Annotated in this window: 19 protein-coding genes and 1 pseudogene; 15 read left to right on the forward strand and 5 right to left on the reverse strand. The window is 40.8% G+C overall.

Annotated elements, in window-relative coordinates; translation table 11 throughout:
- Positions 1-20 precede the first annotated feature (20 nt).
- From I2I13_RS15010 to I2I13_RS15060, 11 genes are all read left to right on the forward strand, one after another.
- Entirely contained in the window at positions 21-1,661 is a 1,641-nt protein-coding gene (locus I2I13_RS15010; RefSeq protein WP_195649902.1) for a SusD/RagB family nutrient-binding outer membrane lipoprotein, read from the forward strand.
- A 30-nt stretch (positions 1,662-1,691) separates the two neighbouring features.
- On the forward strand, positions 1,692-2,762 hold the full coding sequence (locus I2I13_RS15015; protein WP_195649870.1) for a glycoside hydrolase family 18: 1,071 nt from the start codon (positions 1,692-1,694) through the stop codon (positions 2,760-2,762).
- A 21-nt stretch (positions 2,763-2,783) separates the two neighbouring features.
- On the forward strand, positions 2,784-3,983 hold the full coding sequence (locus I2I13_RS15020; protein WP_195649871.1) for a DUF1735 and LamG domain-containing protein: 1,200 nt from the start codon (positions 2,784-2,786) through the stop codon (positions 3,981-3,983).
- Between the two features lie 197 nt (positions 3,984-4,180).
- Complete coding sequence (locus I2I13_RS15025; RefSeq protein WP_148365960.1) at positions 4,181-4,720, forward strand: RNA polymerase sigma-70 factor; 540 nt, start codon at positions 4,181-4,183, stop codon at positions 4,718-4,720.
- Between the two features lie 47 nt (positions 4,721-4,767).
- Positions 4,768-5,757, forward strand: coding sequence for a FecR family protein (locus I2I13_RS15030; RefSeq protein ID WP_195649872.1), 990 nt, complete (start codon positions 4,768-4,770; stop codon positions 5,755-5,757).
- A gap of 174 nt (positions 5,758-5,931) precedes the next feature.
- On the forward strand, positions 5,932-9,237 hold the full coding sequence (locus I2I13_RS15035) for a TonB-dependent receptor (protein ID WP_195649873.1): 3,306 nt from the start codon (positions 5,932-5,934) through the stop codon (positions 9,235-9,237).
- A gap of 22 nt (positions 9,238-9,259) precedes the next feature.
- Positions 9,260-10,864 (forward strand): RagB/SusD family nutrient uptake outer membrane protein, encoded by a 1,605-nt coding sequence (locus I2I13_RS15040; RefSeq protein ID WP_148365966.1) that lies wholly within the window; start codon positions 9,260-9,262, stop codon positions 10,862-10,864.
- 34 nt (positions 10,865-10,898) lie between these two features.
- A complete protein-coding gene (locus I2I13_RS15045; protein ID WP_195649874.1) occupies positions 10,899-11,837 on the forward strand; it encodes a glycoside hydrolase family 18 in 939 nt (312 codons plus the stop codon).
- A 21-nt stretch (positions 11,838-11,858) separates the two neighbouring features.
- A complete protein-coding gene (locus I2I13_RS15050; RefSeq protein ID WP_195649875.1) occupies positions 11,859-12,983 on the forward strand; it encodes a DUF1735 and LamG domain-containing protein in 1,125 nt (374 codons plus the stop codon).
- A gap of 33 nt (positions 12,984-13,016) precedes the next feature.
- On the forward strand, positions 13,017-14,033 hold the full coding sequence (locus I2I13_RS15055; RefSeq protein WP_195649876.1) for an Ig-like domain-containing protein: 1,017 nt from the start codon (positions 13,017-13,019) through the stop codon (positions 14,031-14,033).
- A 203-nt stretch (positions 14,034-14,236) separates the two neighbouring features.
- The gene (locus I2I13_RS15060; RefSeq protein WP_370540843.1) at positions 14,237-15,763 is read left to right on the forward strand and encodes a sulfatase; all 1,527 of its coding nucleotides are present in this window, start codon (positions 14,237-14,239) and stop codon (positions 15,761-15,763) included.
- A gap of 94 nt (positions 15,764-15,857) precedes the next feature.
- Here the strand turns inward: I2I13_RS15060 and I2I13_RS15065 are convergent, their stop codons facing one another.
- The gene (locus tag I2I13_RS15065; RefSeq protein ID WP_148365976.1) at positions 15,858-16,334 is read right to left on the reverse strand and encodes a Dps family protein; all 477 of its coding nucleotides are present in this window, start codon (positions 16,332-16,334) and stop codon (positions 15,858-15,860) included.
- Between the two features lie 137 nt (positions 16,335-16,471).
- Here I2I13_RS15065 and I2I13_RS15070 point away from each other — a divergent pair, with 137 nt between their 5' ends.
- Positions 16,472-17,398, forward strand: coding sequence for a hydrogen peroxide-inducible genes activator (locus I2I13_RS15070; RefSeq protein WP_195649878.1), 927 nt, complete (start codon positions 16,472-16,474; stop codon positions 17,396-17,398).
- Positions 17,399-17,621: 223 nt separating this feature from the next.
- On the opposite strand, the gene I2I13_RS15075 is transcribed toward I2I13_RS15070, so the two are convergent.
- The gene (locus tag I2I13_RS15075) at positions 17,622-18,344 is read right to left on the reverse strand and encodes a NigD-like protein (RefSeq protein WP_195649879.1); all 723 of its coding nucleotides are present in this window, start codon (positions 18,342-18,344) and stop codon (positions 17,622-17,624) included.
- A 175-nt stretch (positions 18,345-18,519) separates the two neighbouring features.
- On the opposite strand from I2I13_RS15075, the gene I2I13_RS15080 reads away from it, so the two are divergent.
- Positions 18,520-19,068 (forward strand): RNA polymerase sigma factor, encoded by a 549-nt coding sequence (locus I2I13_RS15080; protein WP_148365982.1) that lies wholly within the window; start codon positions 18,520-18,522, stop codon positions 19,066-19,068.
- Between the two features lie 6 nt (positions 19,069-19,074).
- Positions 19,075-20,379, forward strand: a complete 1,305-nt coding sequence (locus tag I2I13_RS15085) for an outer membrane beta-barrel protein (RefSeq protein ID WP_195649880.1) — start codon at positions 19,075-19,077, stop codon at positions 20,377-20,379.
- A gap of 534 nt (positions 20,380-20,913) precedes the next feature.
- Here I2I13_RS15085 and I2I13_RS15090 read toward each other — a convergent pair.
- Entirely contained in the window at positions 20,914-21,075 is a 162-nt protein-coding gene (locus tag I2I13_RS15090; RefSeq protein ID WP_167511812.1) for a hypothetical protein, read from the reverse strand.
- A gap of 221 nt (positions 21,076-21,296) precedes the next feature.
- Here I2I13_RS15090 and I2I13_RS15095 point away from each other — a divergent pair.
- Positions 21,297-21,862, forward strand: a pseudogene (locus tag I2I13_RS15095) (MFS transporter); the annotation flags it as partial.
- Positions 21,863-22,326: 464 nt separating this feature from the next.
- On the opposite strand, the gene pflA reads toward I2I13_RS15095, so the two are convergent.
- Together pflA and pflB are read right to left on the reverse strand one after the other, a co-directional pair.
- Positions 22,327-23,055: a pyruvate formate-lyase-activating protein gene (gene pflA, locus I2I13_RS15100; protein ID WP_195649881.1), complete on the reverse strand. Its 729-nt coding sequence runs from the start codon at positions 23,053-23,055 to the stop codon at positions 22,327-22,329.
- Positions 23,056-23,072: 17 nt separating this feature from the next.
- Positions 23,073-25,301 carry a formate C-acetyltransferase gene (gene pflB / locus I2I13_RS15105; protein ID WP_148365989.1) on the reverse strand — a complete coding sequence of 743 codons (2,229 nt, stop codon included), beginning with the start codon at positions 25,299-25,301 and terminating at the stop codon, positions 23,073-23,075.
- Positions 25,302-25,351 lie beyond the last annotated feature (50 nt).

Consider the following 25,351-nt stretch of genomic DNA (forward strand, 5'->3'; position numbering starts at 1 on the left):
AAATTAACAAACAGATGAAAATGATACTAAATAATAGATATTTCGGCAAAAGTCTGCTTCTGGTTTCTGCTTGTTCTTTGTGGATGTTGGGGGCTTGTACGGGAGATTTCATGGAGACAAATACCGATCCCAATGCCGTAACGGAAGAAGAGTTAGGGTATGATAACCTGGGTACGGGATCAATGATAACGCAAATGCAGTATCAGATGTATCCATGTATTACAAAAGATCAGAATATAGATGTCAATAACTATCAGAAAATGTTTAGCCTTGCCGGAGATATCTTTTCCGGACATCAGGGAGCTTCCAACATGTTTGATAGTAACGGAAGGAATAATACGACGTATGACATGTATTCTGACTGGTGTGCGGCTGCTTATACTGTGGCTTATCAGAATTATATGACTCCTTGGTATACTCTTTATACCAAGAGAAATGTCAATCCTTCCACATTTGCGGTGGGACAGATTCTGAAAGTATTCGGTATGCACCGTATCACGGATATGTATGGTCCGGTCCCTTATAAGGATTTCGCACCAGCTTCTAATGTTCCGTTCACTTCACAACAAGTCATTTATGAACAGTTCTTTAGTGAACTGGATGAAGCAATCGGGATATTGAAAGAATTTATCAAAGATAATCCTGGTGCCAAACCATTGGTGAGTTATGATAAGATTTATGGCGGTGATTTTGAAAAATGGGTAAAGTTTGCCAATTCTTTAAAGTTGCGTCTGGCTCTTCGTATCGTGTATGTGAATCAAACGATGGCTCAACAGAAAGCAGAAGAAGCGATAAGAGATGGCGTGTTTATAGATAATGAGGATAATGCCATGTTAAAAGTGGATGGTTCTGCAACAGTCAATCCTTTGTATATGATTTGTTATACTTATAACGACAGTCGTTTGGGGGCAACCATGGAGGGTTACTTAAAAGGGTATGAGGATCCTCGTCTGGATATTTGGTTTGCCAAATCGGAAGTTTCCGGATTTAAAGAATATAACGGAATCAGATGTGGTAGTATGTTCAATGGAAATGACTATAAGGTGTTCTCTAATCTAAATGTCTCTTCAAGTACGCCTATCCAGTTTATGAATGCTGCAGAAGTTTATTTTCTGCGTGCGGAAGCTGCTTTGCGTGGATGGAATGCGGGAGGCGATGCAGAAACATTGTATGAAAATGGAATTGCAACTGCTTTCTCCCAACCTTTGGGGGCTACTCAAGCAAAAGCGGGAGACGCGAGTGCATACATAAAACGGACTACTTTGCCGAAAGGCTATGTTGATCCGAAGAACTCCAGTTATAGTGACAGTAGTACGGGACAAGTGTCAGTGAATTGGGCGGATGCCACTGGCTTTGATGAAAAGTTGGAGAAAATCATTACTCAAAAGTGGATTGCTCTGTTCCCTGACGGACAAGAAGCATGGAGCGAATTCAGAAGAACGGGATGTCCGAGAGTGATTCGGGTAGCCAGAAATAATAGTGGCGGGCTTATCGACTCTAAGAAACAAGTGGCAAGATTGCCTTATCCTACCAACTTGTCGAAAGATTATCCCGATTTGTATCAGGAAGCCGTGAATAATTCTGAATTGCTCGATGGTGCAGATAATGGTGGAACGAAACTTTGGTGGGATAAAAGAAATGATAAACCTTATCAGAATTAAAAATATAGTGTATAATCTTAATAGTTTTATATGGATATGAAAAACGATCGGATAATAAAATTTCTGTGTTGCCTGTTTATGGTGACCCAGATTATCGGATGTAGCGATTGGATAGAAGCTGAACCGACTATTTTGCCGGAAATGAAATATAAGGAATTGACGCCGGAAGAAGAGGCTGCGTTGATTGCCTACAAGAACTCGAAACATAAGATTTTCTTTGCATGGATGAACTATAGTCCTGCTACTTCTTCCATGCAGACCCGGTTAAGAGGTATCCCGGACAGTCTTGATATTGTCTCATTCTTTACGGGATATGTGAATAATAAACAGAATCGGGAGGATGTGAAATTCCTTCAAGAGCGCAGAGGTACCAAAGTGTTGTTGACAATGTGGCCGGACAAATATTTTGCTACGACTGGAGAAGGGAGAGAGGACTTGGATTCGATGATAGTATATGCTGAGAATCTGGTTGATTCTATTTATACATGGGGATTGGACGGATTTGATTTGGATTATGAACCAAGTTTCGGCGGAGATAGTTATACCACAGAAATGATGCGTACTTTCATTGATGTGATGAGTAAATATTTGGGGCCTAAGTGTGATGAGCAATATAATGTGAATGGTAAACATAAATTGTTGGTTGTTGACGGACAGTGGAATGACGCTGAATATGCGGACCGTTTTGATTATTTTATCGGTCAGGCATATAATGCTAGTTCCGAATCTTCACTGAATAACAGATGTCAGGATGGATGGCAAGATTATGGGAAAGGATTTCCGAATGAAAAGAGGATCTTTTGTGAATGGGTGAGTCAGGTTGGCAATGCGTTTGGACAAGGTGGAGTGAATTATAGATATGACAATGAATATATTCCAAGTTTATGGGGAATGGCTCATTATGCTGCTGAAAGTCCTAAAAACGTGGCAGGTTGCGGTGCGTATGTGTTGCAGTTCGGATATGCTGAAGGAAACCATTTGAATTTGCCTGTGCCACCTAATAATTACTATTATGCACGCCAAGCGATTCAGATTATGAATCCTGCTGGTAAAACACTGGAAGATAAAACAGATGGAGAAGAGGTTGAAGTCGAAGAATAACAATTATAAAGTTGTAAAGAAATGAAGAATTTATTCACAAAAAATATATTGGCTGTTGTGTGCCTTTCATGCCTTGCCTTTATAGGAACGTCCTGCAATGAAAGCGTAGATGTGGAAGCTGTGTATATCACTGCTGCTGAAAAAACTCCTATAACGACTTTTTCTGCAACGAACAATAACGATGAACTGGGAATAACGATTTCCAGTTCGTTGATTGCAAATTCAAATATCGAAGGTGAATTGATGATTGACAATTCGTTGGTGGAACGCTATAATAGTGATCATGGAGAGTCTTACAAGACTCTGCCGGAAGGTGCTTGTGTGTTGTCAAGCAGTTCTGTGTGGGTGGAAAGCGGAAAATATCGTTCCGAAGCAGTAAAACTGGTAGTAAAGGACATAGATGCCATACAGAAAGGCGTTAATTTTTTGTTACCAGTAAAATTGGTTAGTAAAAATAAGGATTATCCTAGTTTGCCGGGAAGTGATGTTTTGTATGTGATAGTCAATAGAAAGTTACTTGTAAATGTTCCTAAACTGAACGGACAGAATTATTTTAAGATAAACTTTAAGGATAATGATGTCAGCAGATTTCAGAATATGAGTGCATTTACTATCGAGACAAGAGTAAGTTTATGGGAATTCCCTAAATACTATGGAGGTAATCTGATGAGTATCATAGGTTTCCCTGTAGGAGAGAATGCAGAGAAAGGTACATGGATTTTTGTAGACGGAACTCCTGACCGTGTAGGTGGTGAAGGAGATGTGCCTGTCTTTATGTTTGCGACGAAAGGGTGGTCTGTCTATGCCGGTAAGTTGGGATATACGCTCGAAAAGAATGCTTGGTATCATGTAGCCGGAGTGTTTGAGAATAATACCTTGTCTTTGTATATTGATGGAATTTTGTTTGTGCAGGCTGAATATGCAAATCCGATTTCATTGTCGGATAAGTTCTACATCGGAGCTGCACCGGGAGTACAAAACGGTTTCTATTTGAAAGGTTCTGTGAGCGAGGCACGTTTCTGGACAAGGGCATTGACATCTTCCGAATTAAAGAATCCGCTTCATCGTTGTTTTGTAGAAGTGGACAGTGAAGGATTGGAAGGATATTGGAAACTGGATGACATGAGTGATGAGTGTAAGGATTATACCGGGCATGGTCATACTGCTGTAAAACAAGGAAGTGGTGATATAGAATGGATGACTGAGGTACCTTGTCCTTGATCCTTTCAGTTTATTCGTAGTTTTGACTTAAAAATAAGAAGCCGTGTTCAGAGTCTTTTGGACACGGTTTCTTACTATTTGGGATTTCTTTATTGTTTGCTGGTAAATTCGTTTTTATGTTCCTATTATTTGTTTTTTTGTGCAAAAGTATCTACTTTTGACTTCCGTATTAAAACGATAATAGCCGAAAATCTCTGATGACACATATTGGTGAACAAGAAAAGAAGAAAAAATTCGAGCAGTTTTTCATTCTTACTTTTCCGAAGGTAAAGGCTTTTGCATGGAAGATTTTACGTTCGGAAGAAGATGCTGAAGATATTGCTCAGGATATATTTGTCAAACTGTGGGATAATCCGGAAATCTGGGAAAACAAAGAGACATGGGATAGTTATATTTACACGATGACTCGTAATCAGATTTATAACTTTTTGAAGCATCAGTCCGTAGAACTTAGTTATCAGGAGAAATTGTCCCAGGAAGATTCTCCTTCTTTTGAATTTGATATATACGATAAACTTTATGCAAAAGAACTACAACTTCTGATAAAACTTACTTTAGATAATATGCCGGAACAACGCAGAAAAGTTTTTTCTATGAGCCGGCAAAACGGTATGAGTAATCAGGAGATTGCTGATAAACTACAACTTTCTATCCGTACAGTGGAACGCCACATCTATCTTGCACTACAAGAATTAAAAAAAGTCATCTTAATCGCATTTTTTTTCTATTTCAGTTGAGTAGTCCGTTTTAGCTAGTTGTCTATATTATATAAGGCAAATCTAAAATGAAGAATTATATTCAAAAAATTATCAATGTATTCACCGCTTCTGAGCATAGCGAGAATGTAACCAAAGAAGTACATCAATGGTTGTTAGACGAGGAGCATGCTGATGAGAAAGATATAGCGTTGAGTACATTATGGAAAGAAACAGAAGGCAAAGTTGATGCAGGCACATGGACTTCTTTAGAGAATGTATATGATAAAGTCGGAGTATCTGCCGGCACTAAAAAGCGGTATCGGTTGTTTCCCTGGAAATATGCGGCAGCAGTCGCAATGTTTGTTGTAACGGTATCCGGTACATTTTGGTTAACAAAGAATACTTTTAAAGAGGAAACGGCTGCGATGATTGAGCAATATATTCCTGATGGAAAAACATATGAGTTTGAATTACCGGATGGTAGCCGGGTTCATGTGAATTCCGGAACGTTATTGCTCTATCCGGATGCATTTAAAGGAGATACTCGTACTGTTTATCTAATAGGAGAAGCCGATTTTAAAGTTAAGAAGGATCCGGATAAACCATTTATTGTGCGATCTGCCAATATGTCTGTAACTGCCTTGGGAACAGAATTTAATGTAGCTGCTTATCCTGAAGATTCGGAAATTGTTGCAACTTTGATTCAAGGCAAGATAAAAGTGAACTATGAACAATCGGATCATTCTTATATTTTGAGACCGGGGCAACAGGTAGTTTATAATCGAAAGACAGCTCAAAGTAAAATTGAAGAAGCTGATCTGGAAGATGTAACAGCTTGGCAGAGAGGACAGATTGTATTTCGTGGAAGTACAATGGAAGAGATTCTGCTGACTTTGGAAAGGCGTTTTGACATAACTTTCCAATATAATACGAAGTTATTTACAACAGATGAATATAACTTTAGTTTTAGCAAGAATACGGATATTGGAGAAATAATGGAGGTAATGAAAGAAGTGACTGGAAAGTTTACTTACAAAATAGATAAAAATGTTTGCTATATGAAAACTGTGAAATAGAATAAGAAGCTCGATTGTTTAACCTTAAAATATATCATTATGTAAAAAAGTATCCGGAACGAGGATGCCGCCTGGTTCCGGATATGAAATAAGTTTTTTAGTATTAAAATGTAAAATACTAGATTTTTGATGGAATTAATATTATGAGTTTAACACTAAAAACGCTACGAAGATATGAATTTATATCTAAAAACAGCTAAAAGTACAATAATTATTTGCTGTTTGTTTATATTACAAACAACAGCATTTGCCCAAAGTAATATTCGTATTACTATAAAAAATGCAGAAATCACTTTACAAAAGGCATTGTCGGAAGTCGAAAGACAGTCTAAATTATCCGTTGCTTACAATCAATCACAACTTTCAGATAAACGACAATTATCTTTGAATATAGTAAACCAACCGTTAGAGACTGCGCTAAAAACAATTTTGAAAGGAACAGGGTTTTCTTATAAATTGACTGATAAGTATATTATGATTGTTCCTGAAAAAAAGGTAACAAATTCTCAGACTACAAAGACGGTGAAAGGAAAAATTGTTGATGAGAAGGGAGAACCTTTGATTGGTGTCAATGTTGCAGTAGAGGGTACTAATACTGGTACCATTACCGATTTGGATGGAAATTTCTCAATGTCTGCTTTGAGTAATTCTACTTTGAAAGTCTCTTATATCGGATATGCCACTCAATTGATACCTGTTTCCGGAAAGGACTTTTACAGTATAACCATGCGTCCGGATAATGAAGTGCTGGATGAGGTGGTTGTTACCGCTTTGGGTATTAAACGCGAAGTGAAATCATTGACCTATAATGTGCAAGAAATGAAAGCTGCTGATCTTACTACTGTAAAGGATGCTAGTTTCATGAATAGTCTGGCTGGTAAGATTGCCGGGGTGACTATTAACCAAAGTGCGTCTGGTATTGGTGGTTCTACCCGTGTTGTGATGCGCGGTTTGAAATCTATCACAAATGATAACAATGCCTTGTATGTAATTGACGGTATTCCTATGGCTTCTATGCGTTCTAATCAGGAAAAAAGCTTTTATGAGAATGCAGATGGAGGAGATAGTGATGGGATTTCCAGTATAAACCCGGATGATATTGAATCGATGTCTGTATTGACAGGTGCAGCGGCTGCTGCGCTTTACGGTTCGCAGGGTGCCAATGGTGTTGTGTTGATTACAACAAAAAAAGGAGAAGAGGGGAAGTTGAGAATTAATTATTCTAACGATACTCAGTTCATGAGTCCATTGGTAATGCCGGAGTTTCAGACGACTTATGGATCGCTAGAAGGTGAGTTTGCTAGCTGGGGAGCTAAAAAGGATGCGACATGGGAACCTAAAGATTTCTTTCAAACAGGTTTCACAGAAACTAACTCGTTAGGTTTGTCAGCAGGCAATGACCGCAATCAGACTTATTTCTCTGTAGCATCGACTAATGCGCGTGGTATTATACCTAATAATACTTATAACCGGTATAATTTTACATTGCGTAATACGACTGAATTAATTAAGGATAAGTTGACATTGGATATGAGTGCCTCTTATGTGATTACCAATGATAATAATATGATGTCGCAGGGGCAATATCATAACCCACTTGTTGCATTATACCTCATGCCCAGGGGAGATGATTTGAATAAATATAAGGTATATGAACGTTATAATAGTGAGAAATATTATGATGTGCAATACTGGCCTTATGGTAATCAGGGATTTGCAATAGAAAATCCGTATTGGATTGTGAATCGTGAGAATATGAGTAATCATAAATCTCGCTACATGTTCTCGGCTAATTTGAATTATAAAGTTTTTGATTGGATGAATGTGGTTGGCCGTATGCGCGTAGACAATAGCAATGATATATATGAACGTAAAATTGCGGCCTCTTCCGACCAATTGTTTGCATCTGAATATGGTAATTATATGAACATGAAGTCTGGATATAAGAATACCTATGGAGATGTCATGGCACAGATTAATAAACGTTGGGAGAATTGGGGAATTACAGCAAACTTGGGAGCCAGTTTTAATCATCAAACCTATGAAATGACGAACTATGAGGGACATCTGGCTACTGTTCCCAACTTTTTCTCTTTTAACAATATAAGTAAAAATGGTGCAAATACCAAGGCTGAACAAGCGGGATATATAGATAATAATCAAGCTGTTTTTGCGACTTTCCAGTTGGGGTATAAGAGTTGGGCATATCTGGATTTAACTGCCCGCAATGACTGGTTTTCTACTTTAGCAAATACGGATAATGAGAAAAGTGGTTTCTTTTATCCATCGGTAGGTGTATCTGCAGTTGTCAGTGAGATGTTTGATTTGTCAAAAGCATATATTTCCTTTTTAAAGTTCAGAGCTTCTTACAGTGAAGTGGGTAATCCGCCGATGCGGCAGATTACAATGCCCACCTATACCGTGAAAGATGGTATCGTCAACACTTCCTCCAGATTATTGAATCCGGATCTGAAGCCTGAACGCACAAAATCTGTTGAAATCGGTATGAACTTGAGAATGTTTCAGAATTTGTTGAATATTGATTTCACCTATTATAATAGTAATACTTACAATCAGTTCATTAATTATACAATGCCGCCGAGTACGGGTTATAGCAACTATATGTTGAATGGCGGTAAGGTAAATAACTGGGGTATTGAAGCGCGTTTGGGTATTGACGCTAATCTTGGGCCTGTAAAATGGAACTCGAATCTGACTTTTACTATGAATCGTAATAAGGTTGTTTATCTGTTACCCGGTGGTGCTACCAATCCAATTACAGGAGAACCCATTTCCATTACAGAGATAGAACCTTTCAATCCGCAAGGAAGCTATAAAATGATAGTGAAAGAGGGAGGTACTCTGAGTGATATTTATGTAACTGGGTTGAAGATTGACTATTTAGGCAACATTAAAGTTGACGCAAATACGGGTGCTATTGAGGCTGACCCGAATACCTGGATAAAAGCCGGTAGTGCGGCACCACGATTCAATTGGGGATGGAATAACAGTTTCAGCTGGAAAGGCATTAATCTTAGTTTCCTGATTGATGCTCGTATCGGTGGAGTAGGCGTGTCTGCTACACAAGCTAAAATGGATTACTATGGAACTTCTAAAACATCGGCTATAGTACGAGATAATGGTGGAGTGAATCTTAATAGTGGCCGTGTGACAGCAAAAGATTACTATAATGTACTTGGTAATGGGGCGACCGGAGTCTTGGCGAATTATGTCTATAGTATGACAAATGTACGGCTTAGAGAAGCAACTTTAGGGTATACATTTCCAACAAAATGGTTTGGCAATCAGATACAAAATCTAACAGTGTCGCTTATTGGTAAGAATCTGTTCATGTTTCATAATAAGGCACCTTTTGATCCGGAATTATCGGCCTCTACGGGTACATATTATCAAGGGTTTGACTATTTTATGCAACCAAGTGTACGTAGCATCGGGTTTAGTGTGAAATTCCAATATTAACTAACCAGAAAGGAATAATACAATGAAAAGATTAGGAAAAATAAGACATATGGTATGCACGTTAGGAGCGGCTATGTTGATTGCTTCATCGTGTACGGATAATTATAAAGAGTGGAATACCGATCCTACAGAGGTCCCGGAATATATGCTGGTCGGATTGATGAAAATAGGGAATTTCTTTCCGGCTATGCAGATGGATGTTATACCGACCAGTGATGTGGACGCTAATCAATTTCAACGCGCTCAAAACTTATGCGGCGATATGCATTCAGGATACATGACACCCATTGGTACGTGGGGATCGAATTCTGCTTGCCATTATAACTTGCGGTATGATAAATGGAATGACGTTGCTTTCGAGGTCGCATTTACTAATGTGATGTCGGCATGGAAACAAATTCGTGATAATGGCAAGGATGAGTTTCCGGAAGCTTATGCGGTGGCACAAATATTAAAGGTGGCTGCTATGCATCGGATAACGGATATATATGGTCCTTTGCCCTATCTGCAGTTTGGACACGGGGGCTTGGAAACTCCTTATGATTCACAGGAAGATATCTATAAATCTTTTTTCGAAGATCTTGATGAGGCTATAGCGGAATTGCAGGATTATGTCGCTGTTCATCCGGGAAGTAAGCCTTTGAGTAAATATGATCTGGTATATGGAGGTGATTTCACGAGGTGGTTGAAATTCGCGAATTCATTAAAACTGCGTTTGGCTATGCGTACCTGTTATGTGGAGGGATTTGAGGTGAATGGAAAAACTTCACGAAAGTTAGCTGAGGAAGCAGTTAAGAATGGAGTGATTACGGAAAATGCGGAAAATGCCCTGTTGCAGTCGGGAAACGGGATCTCTGTATTTCATCCTTTGAAGATTTGCTGGGATAATTATGAGGATGTACGAATGGGAGCTGATATTGAGTCTATAATGAAGGGTTACAATGATCCTCGTCTTTCCAAATATTTCCAAGAATCGGAATATGGTGAAGTTGGTGATAAGCTTCATGGGGCACGATTAGGGGTGAATATTACTAATAAGACGAATTACGTTAAGTTGTCGGCTCCGAATATATTTGCAGAGACACCCGTTCAGTGGATGTGTGCTGCGGAGGTTTATTTCTTGCGTGCGGAAGGAAGGCTTCATGGTTGGAATATGGGCGGTGAAATGGAAGGACTATATAATACAGGTATTACGAAGTCTTTTGAGCAGTGGGGAGTGTCCTTGGGTGATTATCTGACAAGAGGTGATGAATATAAACCTGTGCCGTTCACTGCGCCCTCGGGAACAACAGGTAGTGCGGTGGCAGCTTCAACAATTACTATTGCATGGAATGCTGTTGATCGTGATGAAAAGAAACTCGAGCGTATTATCACGCAGAAATGGATCGCTATGTTTCCGGAAGGTCAGGAGGCTTGGAGCGAATATCGTCGGACCGGGTATCCGAAACTGTTTAACTTGTATGGAACAAATGCCAGTTCAGGGCAAGTGGACGCTTCCGGTCCTCGTCGTATTCCGCTTCCGTCTACAGAATATGATACGAATACAACAGAGGTAAATAAGGCCGTAACTGATTTTCTTGGTGGCAAGGACTATGGAAATGTAAAGTTGTGGTGGGATAAAAAATAATTATGTATCTAATTTTATTACTATGAATAAGATAATGAATAGAGTCTTTGGACTTTTCGTATTGGCTATGGTTATGGTGGCATGTGATACGGAGATAGAAAATATATCGCTCCAAGTGCCTGTTGTGAAAGATGCCCAATATTATGAGAATCTGCGAGCCTATAAAAAGTCAGATCATCAGTTGGCTTTTGGATGGTTTGGCGGCTGGAAGGCAGCCGGAACATCTCCTGTAAAATATCTGCGTAACTTGCCTGACAGTGTAGACGTGGTTTCTATTTGGGGAACATGGCATAGCTTGACTCAAGCGCAGATGGAGGATTTGAAATATGTGCAAGAGGTATATGGAACCAAGGTGACATTTACTATATTTTCTCATAATATGTCCAACTTCCCCGGTAATTTTGAGAATGTGGCGGAGAATATTCCTGCTGTGGCGAAGGCGGTAGCCGACAGTGTGTTCAAATATGGGTATGATGGAGTCGATTTCGACCATGAATGTAGCAGTGGTGACTTATTCAATAAGTCGGTGAATATGACTACTTTATTGAGAGAAATGCGTGCTAATTTGGGAGAGGATAAGCTCATCTGTGTGGACGGATATATAGAGAAAATCACGGAAGAAGGATGGAAATATGCAAATTATGCAATTGCCCAGGCATATGGTACAACTGCTCCTTCTTCTTTGCAATATCGATTTAATACGGTGAGTAAACATATTAGCCCAGAACGTTTTATAGTTACAGAAAATTTTGAGAGCCTCTGGTCAACGGGAGGAGCCGGATATAAAGATCCGGAACTAGGCACGATTCCCTCTTTGCTTGGAATGGCACGCTGGCAACCGGAAGAAATAACGGAAAAACAGCATAAGGGAGGGATTGGAAGTTACCATATGGAATATGAGTATAACCATACGGATGTTGAATATAAATATCTTCGTGAGGCTATCCAGATAATGAATCCTGCGAAGAAATAATATCTAAAAAGCAGAAAAGATATGAAGACAAAATATTTATTATTGATTATGTTATGGGGGGCCGTTTTGTTTGCTTGTACAAATGCGGAACCATTGAAAGATGCTTTATACTTTACCGGCACTGAAAATTCTCCTACTGTTAAATATACAGTGGATGGTCCGGCTGACATTGGTGTGACAGTTTCGGCTTCTTGCCAGGCAATGGGGGATCAACTGATTAAAGTCAAAGTGGATCCGGATAAGCTGGAGGGTTACAATGCGGAGTATGGGAAGAAATATAAGATTGTTCCTGTTGAAGATTATATGTTGTCCAATGACGAAATTGTGCTGAAAGCAGGTGAGAATATTTCAGAACAATTGATCTTTTCTTTATTGAGAACTACTAATTTTGAAGAGGGGGTTATCTATTGTGTGCCTATAACTATTACGAATGTGACTGGTGATATGCCTGTTATGGAATCTTCCCGAACGATTTATCTTGTATTGAATCAAGTGATGGTAGTTAAGGCTGCCACTCTTTACCGGACTAACATGAAGCTTGCTTTTGAGGATGATCCTGCGTTGGCGAGTGTGCCGCAAGTCACGATGGAGGCGAGAGTTAAGGTGAACAACTTCGCTGCCATAAATCCGTATATTAGTACTGTAATGGGAGTGGAGGAAGAATTTCTATTGCGCTTTGGTGATGTTACTATTAAGCCGAATCAGATTCAATTGGCCGGAGGTGGCTATCCTGTCACGGGCAAGACGGAGTTCGAAGTGAATAAATGGTATCATCTTGCAGTTGTGTTCGACGGTTCTAGCATTAAGCTTTATGTGAATGGTGAATTGGACGGACAGGTAGATGCTCCGCGTGGTCCTATTACCTTGTGTGGAAAGACAGATAAACGCAGGTTCTGTATTGGCTCTTCGCTGGATTCCCGCTATTTGGACGGAGTCATAAGTGAAGTTCGTGTATGGAAAAAGGCTTTGACACAGAGCGAGATTCAGAATAATATGTGCTATATATCTCCGGACAATTATCAGGATATGATTGCTTACTGGAGATTTAATGAAGGTGAAGGCGATGTTGTCAGAGACTGGACCGGAAATGGCTGGGATATAAATAAGACTCTTAACTGGGTGGAGGGTGTACGCTGTCCCGAATAATTGGCAGATCAATCGATTTATAATGAAGTAAATATGAAGAAAAAATTATTATATTTAATGTTTGCTGCGGCTGTTATATGTGCGGCTTGCGGTGATGACGATGAAATTAGTCAGGTAGAGGTGGTGGAAAACCCTGTTACCGGGATTTCTGTCGAAAATGAGTATATAACCGAAGAGGGGGATATTGTTTTTGATGAAGTAGGAATTACCACTGCTCTGCGTGTTAGCGTTATTCCGGATAATGCTGGTAATCTGGAGGAATACTCATTTCGGTTTGGCTCAAGTAACGAGGACGTTTTCACAGTAAACCGTGAAGGAGTAATTACGGGTATTGCCTCTGGTGAAGCAGAACTGACGGTCACTCTGGTAGATAATGCAAATATAGCACGATTTCAATCCAAATACAGAGTAGCCGTAGATTATCAGGTAAGAGTGGAAGAAATTATTGTAGCGGATGGAATGGGAGTTCTGGACTTGGTAGTCGGTGATACTTACGATTTGAATGCTACCCTTGTTGTATTGCCGGATAATGTGGAGGATAAATCTGTATCTTATAATTTGAAGGAAGGCGATGAGGTCATTTCATTGGAGAATGGTATCATTGAGGTTTTGGCCTCCGGTACGGCTGTTATTGAAATAATAGCGAATGACGGCAGTGGAGTTTCAACAGAACTCAGAATAGAGGCAAAAGATACGCCCGATACAGATCTGTTTTTCGAATCTATAATGGCAAGATATCAAATTCAAACCGATTATTTACTGTTGATTTTATTTGATAGAAATACTACAAATAATACTCTTAGAATAGCGCTAAATACGACGGTTTTACTTCCCGGTGAGTATTCCAAGGCAGACATCCGAGCGGTAGGATTTACGGGGGTTGATAAAGACAAGCAAGTAGATCTTTCGAATCCGGGATCATTTACTATTCAATACGATGAAGCGACCCAAAAGTATACAATTAAGGGAGTACTTAATATAGCGGAGAGTGCTTCATCTCCGGCACTTACTATGGGCTTTGAGTTTGTAGGGGAGATGATAAAATTGTAACAAAAAAACAATATGAGTTAAAACATTTGAAATATGATTCCCCCTTGTTACGGATATTGTAACAAGGGGGTAATTTAGTATAAAAAAGTAGTTTTTATTTATTCGATTTCGTTTCTGATTGCGAAATATACTTTTAAATTGGACTAAAATACATTATGGACAAAAAAATTTCATTGTCTGTACTGGGCGTGCTGGCTGCCTGTATGAACGGGAAAATATGTGCTCAGACAGATATAAAAATAGCAGGGGAGGAACGTCCTAATATTCTCTTCATCCTAAGTGATGACCATACAGCGCAAGCATGGGGAATTTATGGAGGAATATTGGCTGATTATGCGCATAATCCCAATATTCGTCGTTTAGCTTCCGAGGGAGTGGTGCTGGATAATTGTTTCTGTACAAATTCTATTTCATCGCCAAGCCGCGCTTCTATTCTGACAGGAGCTTATAGCCATAAAAACGGTGTCTATACATTAGCCGATTCGTTGGACACTTCGTTGCCTACCATTGCTACTATCTTGAAGCAGGCAGGCTATCAAACAGGCTTGGTCGGTAAATGGCATTTAAAATCCCAGCCGCAAGGATTTGATTATTATTCAATTTTTTACGATCAAGGAGTATATCGCGATCCGTTGTTTATCAATAGTTCCGATCCGTGGCCGGGCAATCGTAATTTCGGTGAGTGTGTGCAGGGATTCTCTACCGATATTGTGACGGAGAAAGCGATAGAATGGATGAAAGCCTGGGAGAAGAAGCAGCCGTTTCTGATGTGTTGCCATTTTAAAGCTACCCATGAACCGTATGATTATCCAACTAGAATGGAGCATCTGTACGACGGAATCGTATTTCCCGAGCCCGAGAATCTGATGGATTGGGGACCGGAAACTAATGGAAGAGGATTCATCGGACAAAAATTGGAAGAAATAGGAAGAAGATGGGAACTGGCTTCTGCCGATCCTGACAAATGGTGGTGCCGTTATCCCGGATTGCCTTTTTCTACTCAAGGTATGCAACGTGCGGCAGCCCGTAAAACTATCTATCAGAAATATATCAGAGATTATCTGCGTTGCGGAGCTACGGTGGATGATAATATAGGTAAACTTTTGCAGGCTTTGGATGATATGGGGATAGCGGATAATACGATTGTGGTATATGTTTCCGATCAAGGTTACTTTTTGGGAGAGCATGGATTTTTCGATAAACGTATGTTTTATGAGGAAGCAGCCCGCATGCCGTTTGTGATTCGTTATCCGAAGAGGCTCCCGTCCGGAAAGCGAGTGAAAGATTTGATTTTAAATATCGATTTTGCTCCGACGTTGGCACAATTTGCCGGAGTGAACCCGTCAGGAGGAATGCAGGGACGCAGCTTCGTGGATAATCTTTGCGGGCGGACACCGGATGACTGGCGCAGGAGTTTTTATTATCGTTATTGGACGCACCACACTATTCGTCCTGCTCATATGGGGATTCGTAACGAACGTTATAAGCTTGTTTTCTATTATGGTGATCCATTAGATATGACGGACGGGCAGGAGAGAGCGACTAAACCGGTATGGGACTTTTATGATTTACAAAAAGATCCGAAAGAAGATCATAATGTGTACAATGAGAAAGAATATGCCCCTATCATTAAACAAATGAAAAAGGAAATGATAAAACTACGTATGGAGGTCGAAGATACAGATGGCAAATACGCACAAATGCAGAAACTCTTTGACGAATGTTTTTAATTCTGGAGAGAAGAAATGCAAAAAAGAGAGAATATACCTTTTTATGGGAATATCCTCTCTTTTTGACTTAAAACCTAAACCTTTTATTTAAATTTTACTTGTTATTATAGGCAACCAACATCCAAACCAACTTCTCCTGTTCTTTCAGATAATCGCTCATCATCGAAACGGTAACTTCATCTCCGGCTTGAGAAGCGATGGACAAGATCTTACGTTCTTCACCAATCAGATAGCTGATAGACTGAAGGATACTATTCAATGCTTCATCTCCGTTACTCACTTTATCTACTTCATTGATGCCTGCCACTTTCAGATAATCACTGAACTTATTGGCCGGAGTGCCACCTAACATTAAGATACGTTCTGCAATTTCATCCACCTTTTCAGCTGTGTCATCATACATCTTTTCGAATTGACTGTGGAGAACAAAGAAATTATGTCCCTTGATATTCCAGTGGAACCCGCGGAGATTGGTGTAATATACTTGGAAGTCTGCTAATAGTTGTTGCAAAGATGCTACTACGTTGTTTGCTCCCGATTCGTTCAATTTGATAAATTCTAAAGTTTTCATATTCTTTTTATTTTTAATGATTTATACTCGTTTTCTTTTTTTCTGTACTGCAAAGATAAGGCGGAAAATGCTTGTTGTCAAACTGAAAATTTCTATCTTTGCATAGGTGAAATCTATAACTTAATATGATTTGATAGATGACGATACAACAATTAGAATATATACTGGCTGTAGACCAGTTCAGGCATTTTGCACGGGCAGCCGAATATTGCCGTGTGACGCAACCCACTTTGAGTGCCATGATTCAGAAACTGGAAGATGAACTGGGAGTAAAACTGTTCGATAGAACGGTACAGCCCGTTTGTCCGACAGCCATCGGGCGGAAAGTGATAGATCAGGCTCGTGTGATTCTGGCACAGGCAGCCCAAGTAAAAGAAATAATCTGTGAAGATAAACAGTCATTGTCCGGTGTATTCCGCTTGGGAGTATTGCCAACTATTGCTCCTTATTTGCTTCCCCGCTTTTTCCCTCAACTAATGGAAAAATACCCGGAACTGGATATTCGTGTCACAGAAATGAAAACACAGGATATTCAGCAAGCTTTGCACGCCGGAGATTTGGACGCAGGGATTATTGCCAGTAAATTAGAAGACACATTCCTGACAGAAGAAACTCTTTTCTATGAGCAATTCTACGCATATGTATCAAGGAAAGAGCCCTCTTTCAAGCATGAAGTGATCCGTACTTCCGATATAACAGGTGAACATCTTTGGCTCCTGGACGAAGGACATTGCTTCCGTGACCAACTTGTCCGTTTTTGTCAGATGGAGGCGGTGAAGGTCAGCCAGATAGCTTATCGTCTGGGAAGTATGGAAACTTTTATGCGAATGGTAGAAAGCGGAAAAGGCATCACTTTTATTCCCGAACTGGCAGTGGCGCAATTGACGGAAGAACAGCGACAGTTAGTGCGTCCGTTTGCCATCCCCCGGCCTACGCGACAAGTGGTGCTGGTGACAAATAGAGATTTTATCCGTCACAGCCTGCTGTGCGTCCTGAAAGAAGAAATAAAGGCAGCGGTCCCTAAAGAAATGCTTACTTTGCAGGCCATACAATGTTTGTTATAGTGAATTAGAGAATTCCTGCTTATCTTTTCTAATGTGGCAGGAATGATTTCTAACCATATAATCAGGAGCATTCTTGACTGGGCGTATGAATGGAAAAGATGCAGGTGTGTATATGATTTTATAGGTAAAGGGCGGCAGTTTCACAACTACCGCCCCCTCTTGCGTAATTAATATATTATATTAAAAAAGAGTGTGTTTCGCATGTTCATATTAGATTAGTAATCTAAGGAAATTTTACTTCATAAGTTTTCACCCCACTATATAAGGTGTTAACACGAATTCTCAATCCCTTTTTTCCTTCCATCCGCTCTTTTATTTTATCCAGTTTGAAAGACACATATCCTTCACCCAAACGTTGAGGATAATCTCCTTCACTGTTATGACGGAATTCCAGATTAATATATTCGTCCTCTGCATTGTCTTCGTCAGCAGTGGGAACTGTCTCTTCTTTGTCGTTAATCACCAGATTCAGGAAATGTTTTTTATCTTCACTATGTGTTCCGTAATATTGGAATTCAATCGTCAGATATTTATTATCCTTATTGATCCACATATAAGTCGTGTTGATCTTATCATCTCCGATTTTCTCTTCGTCGTTGTCATCTTCACCCATTGTGACGATGTCTTTGGTTAAGATTGGATTGATACCTTTCACCTGAATATTAAGGTCGTATCCATTTACAGGCTCTTCCAGCTCATTGAATATCACAAAAGCTCGTTGTCCCTCCACCCAATCTTTATTGCTCCATCCTTGTGAATTGCTGGGATACATCTTTTTTCCATTATCCAAAGTGAAATAAAATTCCTTGCTATCCTGGCTAATCATATTAATGGTGCTGATAACCAGAAGATCGGACGAACTGTCATCGTCGTCCAAGCATGACTGGAGAATCGGCATGGTAGTCATAATAGCAAAGATAAAGGCAATGAATTTAAATTTCTTCATATACTTACTAGGTTTTAGATTTTATAATATTTATGTTTTCTGTAGTAAAAATGCAAGGGGATAGAAAATATTGCATTCGGATCTGTTAAAGAAACAAAAGTGATAAAAGAGTTGTTCTCTCTGTGCAGTATTTCTATCTTTGCTGCATTTATAAGGTAAACACGTGTATAAGAGAATGGAAGAAATAGAGTTGTCGGAACAATGTAGGCTGGGTAATAACCGGGCCCGCAAGGAACTGTATGAACAGTATGCGGGGCGTATGCTTGGCATCTGTCTACGTTATACCGGCGACCGGGATACAGCCCAGGATCTGCTTCACGACGGTTTTTTAAAGATATTCGATTCGTTCGATAAGTTCACCTGGAGGGGTGAGGGTTCCTTGCGGGCCTGGATGGAGCGGGTGATGGTCAACACTGCTTTGCAGTATCTTCGGAAGAATGATGTAATCAATCAGTCGGCACCTTTGGAAGAGTTGCCCGAAGAGTATGAAGAGCCGGATGCTTCTGATGTGGAAGCGATTCCACAAAAAGTACTGATGCAGTTTATTGAAGAATTACCCGCCGGGTATCGTACCGTGTTCAACCTTTATACATTTGAAGACAAATCGCATAAAGAAATCGCACAGGTATTAGGTATCAATGAAAAATCTTCGGCTTCGCAACTGTTTCGTGCGAAGAGTGTATTAGCAAAAAGAGTAAAAGAATGGATAACGCATAATGGATAGATAGAGATGGAAGAGAAAGAATTGTGGATGAATAAGTTGAAGGAGAAGCTCGCGGATTATTCCGAGCCGACGCCTGCTTCCGGTTGGGAACAACTGGAGAAAGAACTTATGCCTCCTGTGGAGAAGAAAATATATCCTTATCGAAAATGGATGATGGCTGCTGCAGCTGTTATAATATTAGCTGTCGTTTCGTCAGTAAGTCTGTATTTTCTAGGGACACCTGCTGCGGATGAAATACGTCATATACAAGCTCCTGCATTGGCTTCCACGCCCGATGCATTGCCGGGTGTGCAACAACCGGATATGCAGGGAACTGCTGTGGAACCTGTCTTACGGCCGGTAGCTCGCGTAGACCGTTTGGCGAAAGTCAACAGGAATCATACGGAGCAGAAAACAGGTGTAGATCCATTAGGGATAGGTAATGAAAATAAACCTTCAACAGGAAATGGAGAGGACTCTTTGAGTGAGGAGGATAAGAATGTAAAAGGGAAAGGAGAGACTGAAAATGTAGAAGATGAACCGAAGCAGGTAGAAAATACAAATGCCAGTCAGGGACAGTCACAAGATGCGGAGCGATTGAATAACAGACCGCGCCGCCCCTCCGGTAAAGACAAACTTCATATTCCGACAGAAAAAAGATCTTCTCAAAAGGGAACATGGTCAATGGGACTTTCGGTAGGAAATTCAGGAGGTGCTTCGACAGAAGTAGGTGCCGGATCTCATGCCTATATGTCCCGTGTGAGTATGTTTTCTGTTTCCAACGGTTTGATGGAGACAATTCCTAATGACCAGACGTTGGTTTTTGAAGATGGAGTACCTTATCTGCGTCAGGCAAAACAGGTGGTTGATATTAAACATCATCAACCTATTTCTTTCGGATTGTCCGTTCGTAAAGGTTTAGCTAAGGGATTCTCTCTTGAGACAGGACTGACTTATACGCTGCTTTCTTCGGATGCAAAACTGGCAGGTGAAGAGCAACAGATAGAGCAGAAACTACATTATATCGGTATTCCGTTGCGTGCCAACTGGAACTTCCTGGATAAGAAACTTGTCACTCTTTATGTCTCCGGCGGAGGTATGGTTGAGAAATGCGTTTATGGAAAGCTTGGCTCTGAAAAAGAAACAGTGAAGCCTTTGCAGTTCTCGGTATCCGGTGGTGTAGGTGCACAGATCAATGCAACGAAGCGTTTGGGTATCTATGTGGAACCGGGTGTTGCTTATTATTTCAATGATGGCTCCGACATACAAACTATACGTAAAGAGAATCCGTTTAACTTCAACATACAAGCAGGTGTTCGTCTGACTTATTAGTACGAATAATAATTATTCAAAATAATCATATTGATTAATAAAGAAATTCTCGATTTGTTGAATAAAGTCGGGATTTTCTTTTAATGCTATATTGTTGATGAGCATATATGCACTCTTCTCTATATTTTCTTTGTGATAGAAAACTCTGTCGCTAAAGTAGGTTGCTACAATTCTTGAATAGACTCTGTATCTTTTGGTACACTTCGTATCTTCATTAAAACCGTTGGCTCCAATAAAACCAAATGAAGCTTTGGGATTTTTTTCGTAGATAGAGAGCATTATATTAATACAGGTATTAATGATCCTTCTCGGTTCGAAGGTATTGGTCATTATCCTATACTTATTATGAGATAATCTATGATTTTTCTGATAGAACTTTACTGCATAGATATTGCATTCGTATTGCTCTACCCTGACAATATAAACTAAATTCGACTTAGCGGATTTGAATCTGTATAATAATATAGATAGAAGTCCATCCTCATTCCCTTCATCTTTTTGGATGAAGAAGAATGGATATGCGCTTTCTAACATTTAGAGGAGGTAAGGATATACTGGAATTCTTCTTTTATTTAGTTCTTCTTTGGATACATCAGACAATACAAATTTTTTCCCATCATCAATTTTTGAGGGATTGATTTTATTCTTCTGCTTTTGAGAAGAAATATTCTTTTGTTTTGTTTTGATATTGCCCATTCTATTAAATTTTAAAACTACATTTTGTCCTTGATAACGTAATCCTATTGCAAAGATAGGAAAATATCCTTGTATGCTGATAGAACATCGGATAATCCGGGAATTTAATTAACTATTTTTGAACTTTAGGAAAAAGAAATATATGCAGAAACCTTCCCGAAAAGTCGGATAATTGAGACAATATTAATAATATTGTCACCTGTTTATGACCTATGGCTACATTGCTGATGCCTGCCATTTGGATGCTGGCTCTTTCAAGTGTTTTTATGTATATCAGCCGCTACGCTATCAATGGTTGGGGCGTTTTTTATTTGGAAGCCCAAAAGGGTTACTCCACATTGGATGCCAGTTTTATCATTTCTATTTGTCCGGTCTGTGGTATTATCGGTACTATGTTTTCAGGTGTTATTTTTGATAAGTTATTTGGTGGACGTCGCAATGTTCCTGCGTTAATTTTCGGGTTGATGAATGTGTTTGCTCTCTGTTTGTTTCTTTTGGTCCCGGGGGGCATTTTTGGATAGACGTGTTGGCAATGGTACTTTTCGGTTTAGGAATCGGAGTTTTGATCTGTTTTCTGGGTGGTTTGATGGCAGTGGATATTGCTCCCCGTAATGCTTCGGGTGCCGCTTTGGGAGTAGTCGGCATCGCTAGTTATATCGGAGCCGGATTGCAGGATGTGATGAGTGGCATTTTAATAGAAGGTAATAAGACTGTTCAAAATGGAGTAGATGTTTATGACTTCACCTATATCAATTGGTTTTGGATAGGAGCAGCCTTGCTGTCTTTGAGTAATTATTCTGCAATCATTTACGAGTCTTTGCTTTTTATGCTTTATGAAGAAAGAAAAGGCTTAAAGGATTTTGGCCGGGATGCTTTTAAGCGATGTATCTCTTTGCAATATCAAAAGGATGATGAACTGGACAACGGAAGTAAGCTATTGCGGCGATTGAAGATGTTGTTGCAAAATGCTGTAGCTGATTGGAAAGATAAGACTGATTTTTGTCTGGAAAATGAAATGGAACAGTACTCGCGCTTTGGCTTACAGAAAGAGAACGCCTATTTGTATGTTCGGGGGCACTGCCTGTATAATTATTTGGTTTCTATAGGGAAAAAATTGTGCGAAGGAACAGGAGTGGATTTTGAACAAAATATATAAAAGGAGTCTCTTGCTTATGAAGAATATCAAGAGATCTCAAAGATACAGAATGATATTTGCAAATTAAATGAATTATAATACTGTGTGGTAAATGATTAGTTTACCACCACAGTAGTGAAATACTCTTTAAATACCTCCGCAGCTTGTTCAAGTTGTTCGGGGGTATTTTCTTTTACGTCTTTCAGTTTGTATTCCTGTTCCATAGCTTCGTACTTGTGTACGCCCAATGTATGGTAAGGCAACACTTCCACCCGTTGAATCATTTTGTATTTTCCCAGAGCCTCTCCTAAACGGCGGATGTCTTCCTCGAAATCGCTGTAGCCGGGCACTAATACATAACGCAGCCAGAAAGGTTTCTCGTTTTCTTCCAACCATGCTGCCGTGCGGATGGTTTGCTCGTTGCTTCTTCCGGTCAGTGCCTGATGGCGTGCAGGATTGAATTCTTTAATATCTAGCAATACAAGATCGGTCAGACGGAAAAGCTCTTCTACATCTTCGTTCCAAATGCCGCCGTTGCTGTCTATGCACACATGAATTCCTTTCTCTTTCAGCTCACGAACCAGTGGGACGAGTGCCTTTGCCTGAAACGTCGGTTCTCCTCCGGAGAAAGTAACTCCTCCACGCTTTCCGAAGAAAGGACGCTGGCTCATTGCCATGCGGACAATCTCTGCCGGTGGGGTAGGCGTGCCGCCTTTGCCGGCTATCGTGTCGGGATTGGCGCAATACAGGCAACGGAAGTTGCAACCTTGAAGAAAAACGACGAGCCGTAAGCCCGGCCCGTCGAATGTTCCCATACTTTCGTATGAATGTACGTTTATCGTCATATAGAGTAAATAGATTGTTACATACGTTCGTGGAAGCTACGGCTGATAACCTCCAATTGATGTTCGCGGCTCAACTTCACGAAGTTTACGGCATAACCGGAAACACGGATGGTAAGCTGCGGGTATTTTTCCGGATGTTCCATGGCATCATACAGCATATCACGGTTCAGAACGTTTACATTCAGGTGGTGAGCACCTTTGGTGAAGTAACCGTCCATCATGGTAACCAGATTCTCGATGCGGTCTTCCGCAGTAGCTCCCAATGATTTAGGAACGATAGAGAAAGTGTTACTGATACCGTCCTGTGAATCGCGGTAACGTAATTTCGCTACGGAACTCAAGGAAGCGATGGCACCGTTCTTGTCGCGTCCGTGCATCGGGTTGGCTCCCGGAGCAAAAGCGACGCCTTTGGCACGTCCGTCGGGAGTAGCACCTGTCTTCTTGCCATACATCACGTTGGAAGTGATAGTCAGCAATGAAAGAGTCGGACGGGCATTCTTGTAAACCGGAAGTTTCTTCAGTTCTTCGCTGAAGAAATATACCAGGTCAACACCCAGATGGTCTACCTTGTCGTTGTCATTACCGAAGCAAGGGAATTCGCCTTCGATGTCGAAGCCTTCAGTGAGACCGATGTCGTTGCGACGTGCGGTTACTTTGGCATATTTGATGGCCGACAGTGAATCGAGTGCGATAGAAAGTCCGGCTACACCGTAAGCAAGATTAATGCGTGGGTTGGTATCTACAAGTGCCATTTGGGCTTTCTCGTAGTAATACTTATCATGCATATAATGGATGATGTTCATCGCTTCGTTGTAAACACGGGCGATTTCGGTCAATACTTTCTTGTAGTTGTCCATTACTTCCTCAAATTTCAGCGTATCACTGGTCAATACGGGAATGTTTTTCACCATAACTGTACCGGTGTTTTCGCAACGTCCGCCGTTGATGGCGAGCAACAGGGCTTTCGCAAGATTGCAGCGTGCGCCGAAGAACTGGATTTGTTTACCGATTTCCTGGTAAGATACGCAGCAGGCAATTCCATAGTCGTCCGACTGGCGTACTTCGCGCATCAAGTCGTCGTTTTCGTATTGGATGGATGAAGTGTCGATGGAAACTTTAGCACAGAATTCCTTGAATCCTTCCGGCAGTTCCGGGCTCCATAGTACGGTCAGGTTCGGTTCCGGTGAAGGGCCGAGGTTGTACAGTGTTTGCAGGAAGCGGAATGAAGTCTTTGTCACCTTGGTACGTCCGTCGTTGAGGCGTCCGCCCAGAGATTCGGTTACCCATGTCGGGTCACCCGCAAAGATATCGTTGTAGGATTGCATACGCAGGTGGCGCACCATACGCAGTTTGATGACAAACTGGTCGATCAGCTCCTGTGCGAAAGATTCGGTGATGGTTCCTTTGCTCAATTCATATTCCATATAAATGTCGAGGAACGAAGAGACGTTACCCAGTGACATGGCAGCGCCGTCTTGTTCTTTTACGGCAGCAAGGTATGCCATGTAAACCCATTGTACGGCTTCTTGTGCCGTGTAAGCGGGACGGCTCAAATCGAGTCCGTAGTATTCGCCCATTACCTTCATGTCTTTCAACGCCTTGATTTGTTCTGCCACTTCTTCGCGCAGGCGGATACGGGCGTCGGTCATCGGACCGGTGAGGTTGCGTAAGTCTTCTTTTTTGGCTTCAATCAGTCGGTCGATACCATAGAGGGCCATGCGGCGGTAGTCGCCGATGATACGTCCGCGGGCGTAGTTGTCAGGAAGTCCGGTGAGGAATCCCAAAGAACGGAACGAGCGGATTTCTTCGGTATATACGTCGAATACTCCGTCGTTGTGTGTCTTGCGGTAGTGGGTGAAGATATCTTTTACGCGGTCGTCCACCTCTACACCGTTTTCGTGGCAGGCTTTGCTCACTACATTGATACCTCCGAAAGGTTTGATGGCACGTTTCAGAAGCTCGTCTGTCTGTAAGCCGACAATCAGTTCGTTTTCTTTGTCGATGTATCCGGCTTTATGAGAAGTGATGGTTGAGACGGTGACATTATCCAGTGAGCGTACCCCATTATTGGCTCTTTCTTCTGCCAGTGCTTCGAGGCAGCGGTTCCACACGGCTTTTGTGCGTTCAGTAGGTCCTTCGAGGAAAGAAGCATCTCCATAATACGGAGTGATGTTATGACTTACGAAATCTCTGACGTTGATTTCAGTGCTCCAAAGACCGTCTTTAAAGATCTTGTTTAATTCCATAAATGATAAAATTAGAGGTTGTAGTTATCCTTTTCTTTAGAGCGCACAAA

This window comes from Bacteroides sp. D55t1_190419_B8 (assembly GCF_015558905.1).
Classification (GTDB): domain Bacteria; phylum Bacteroidota; class Bacteroidia; order Bacteroidales; family Bacteroidaceae; genus Bacteroides; species Bacteroides vicugnae.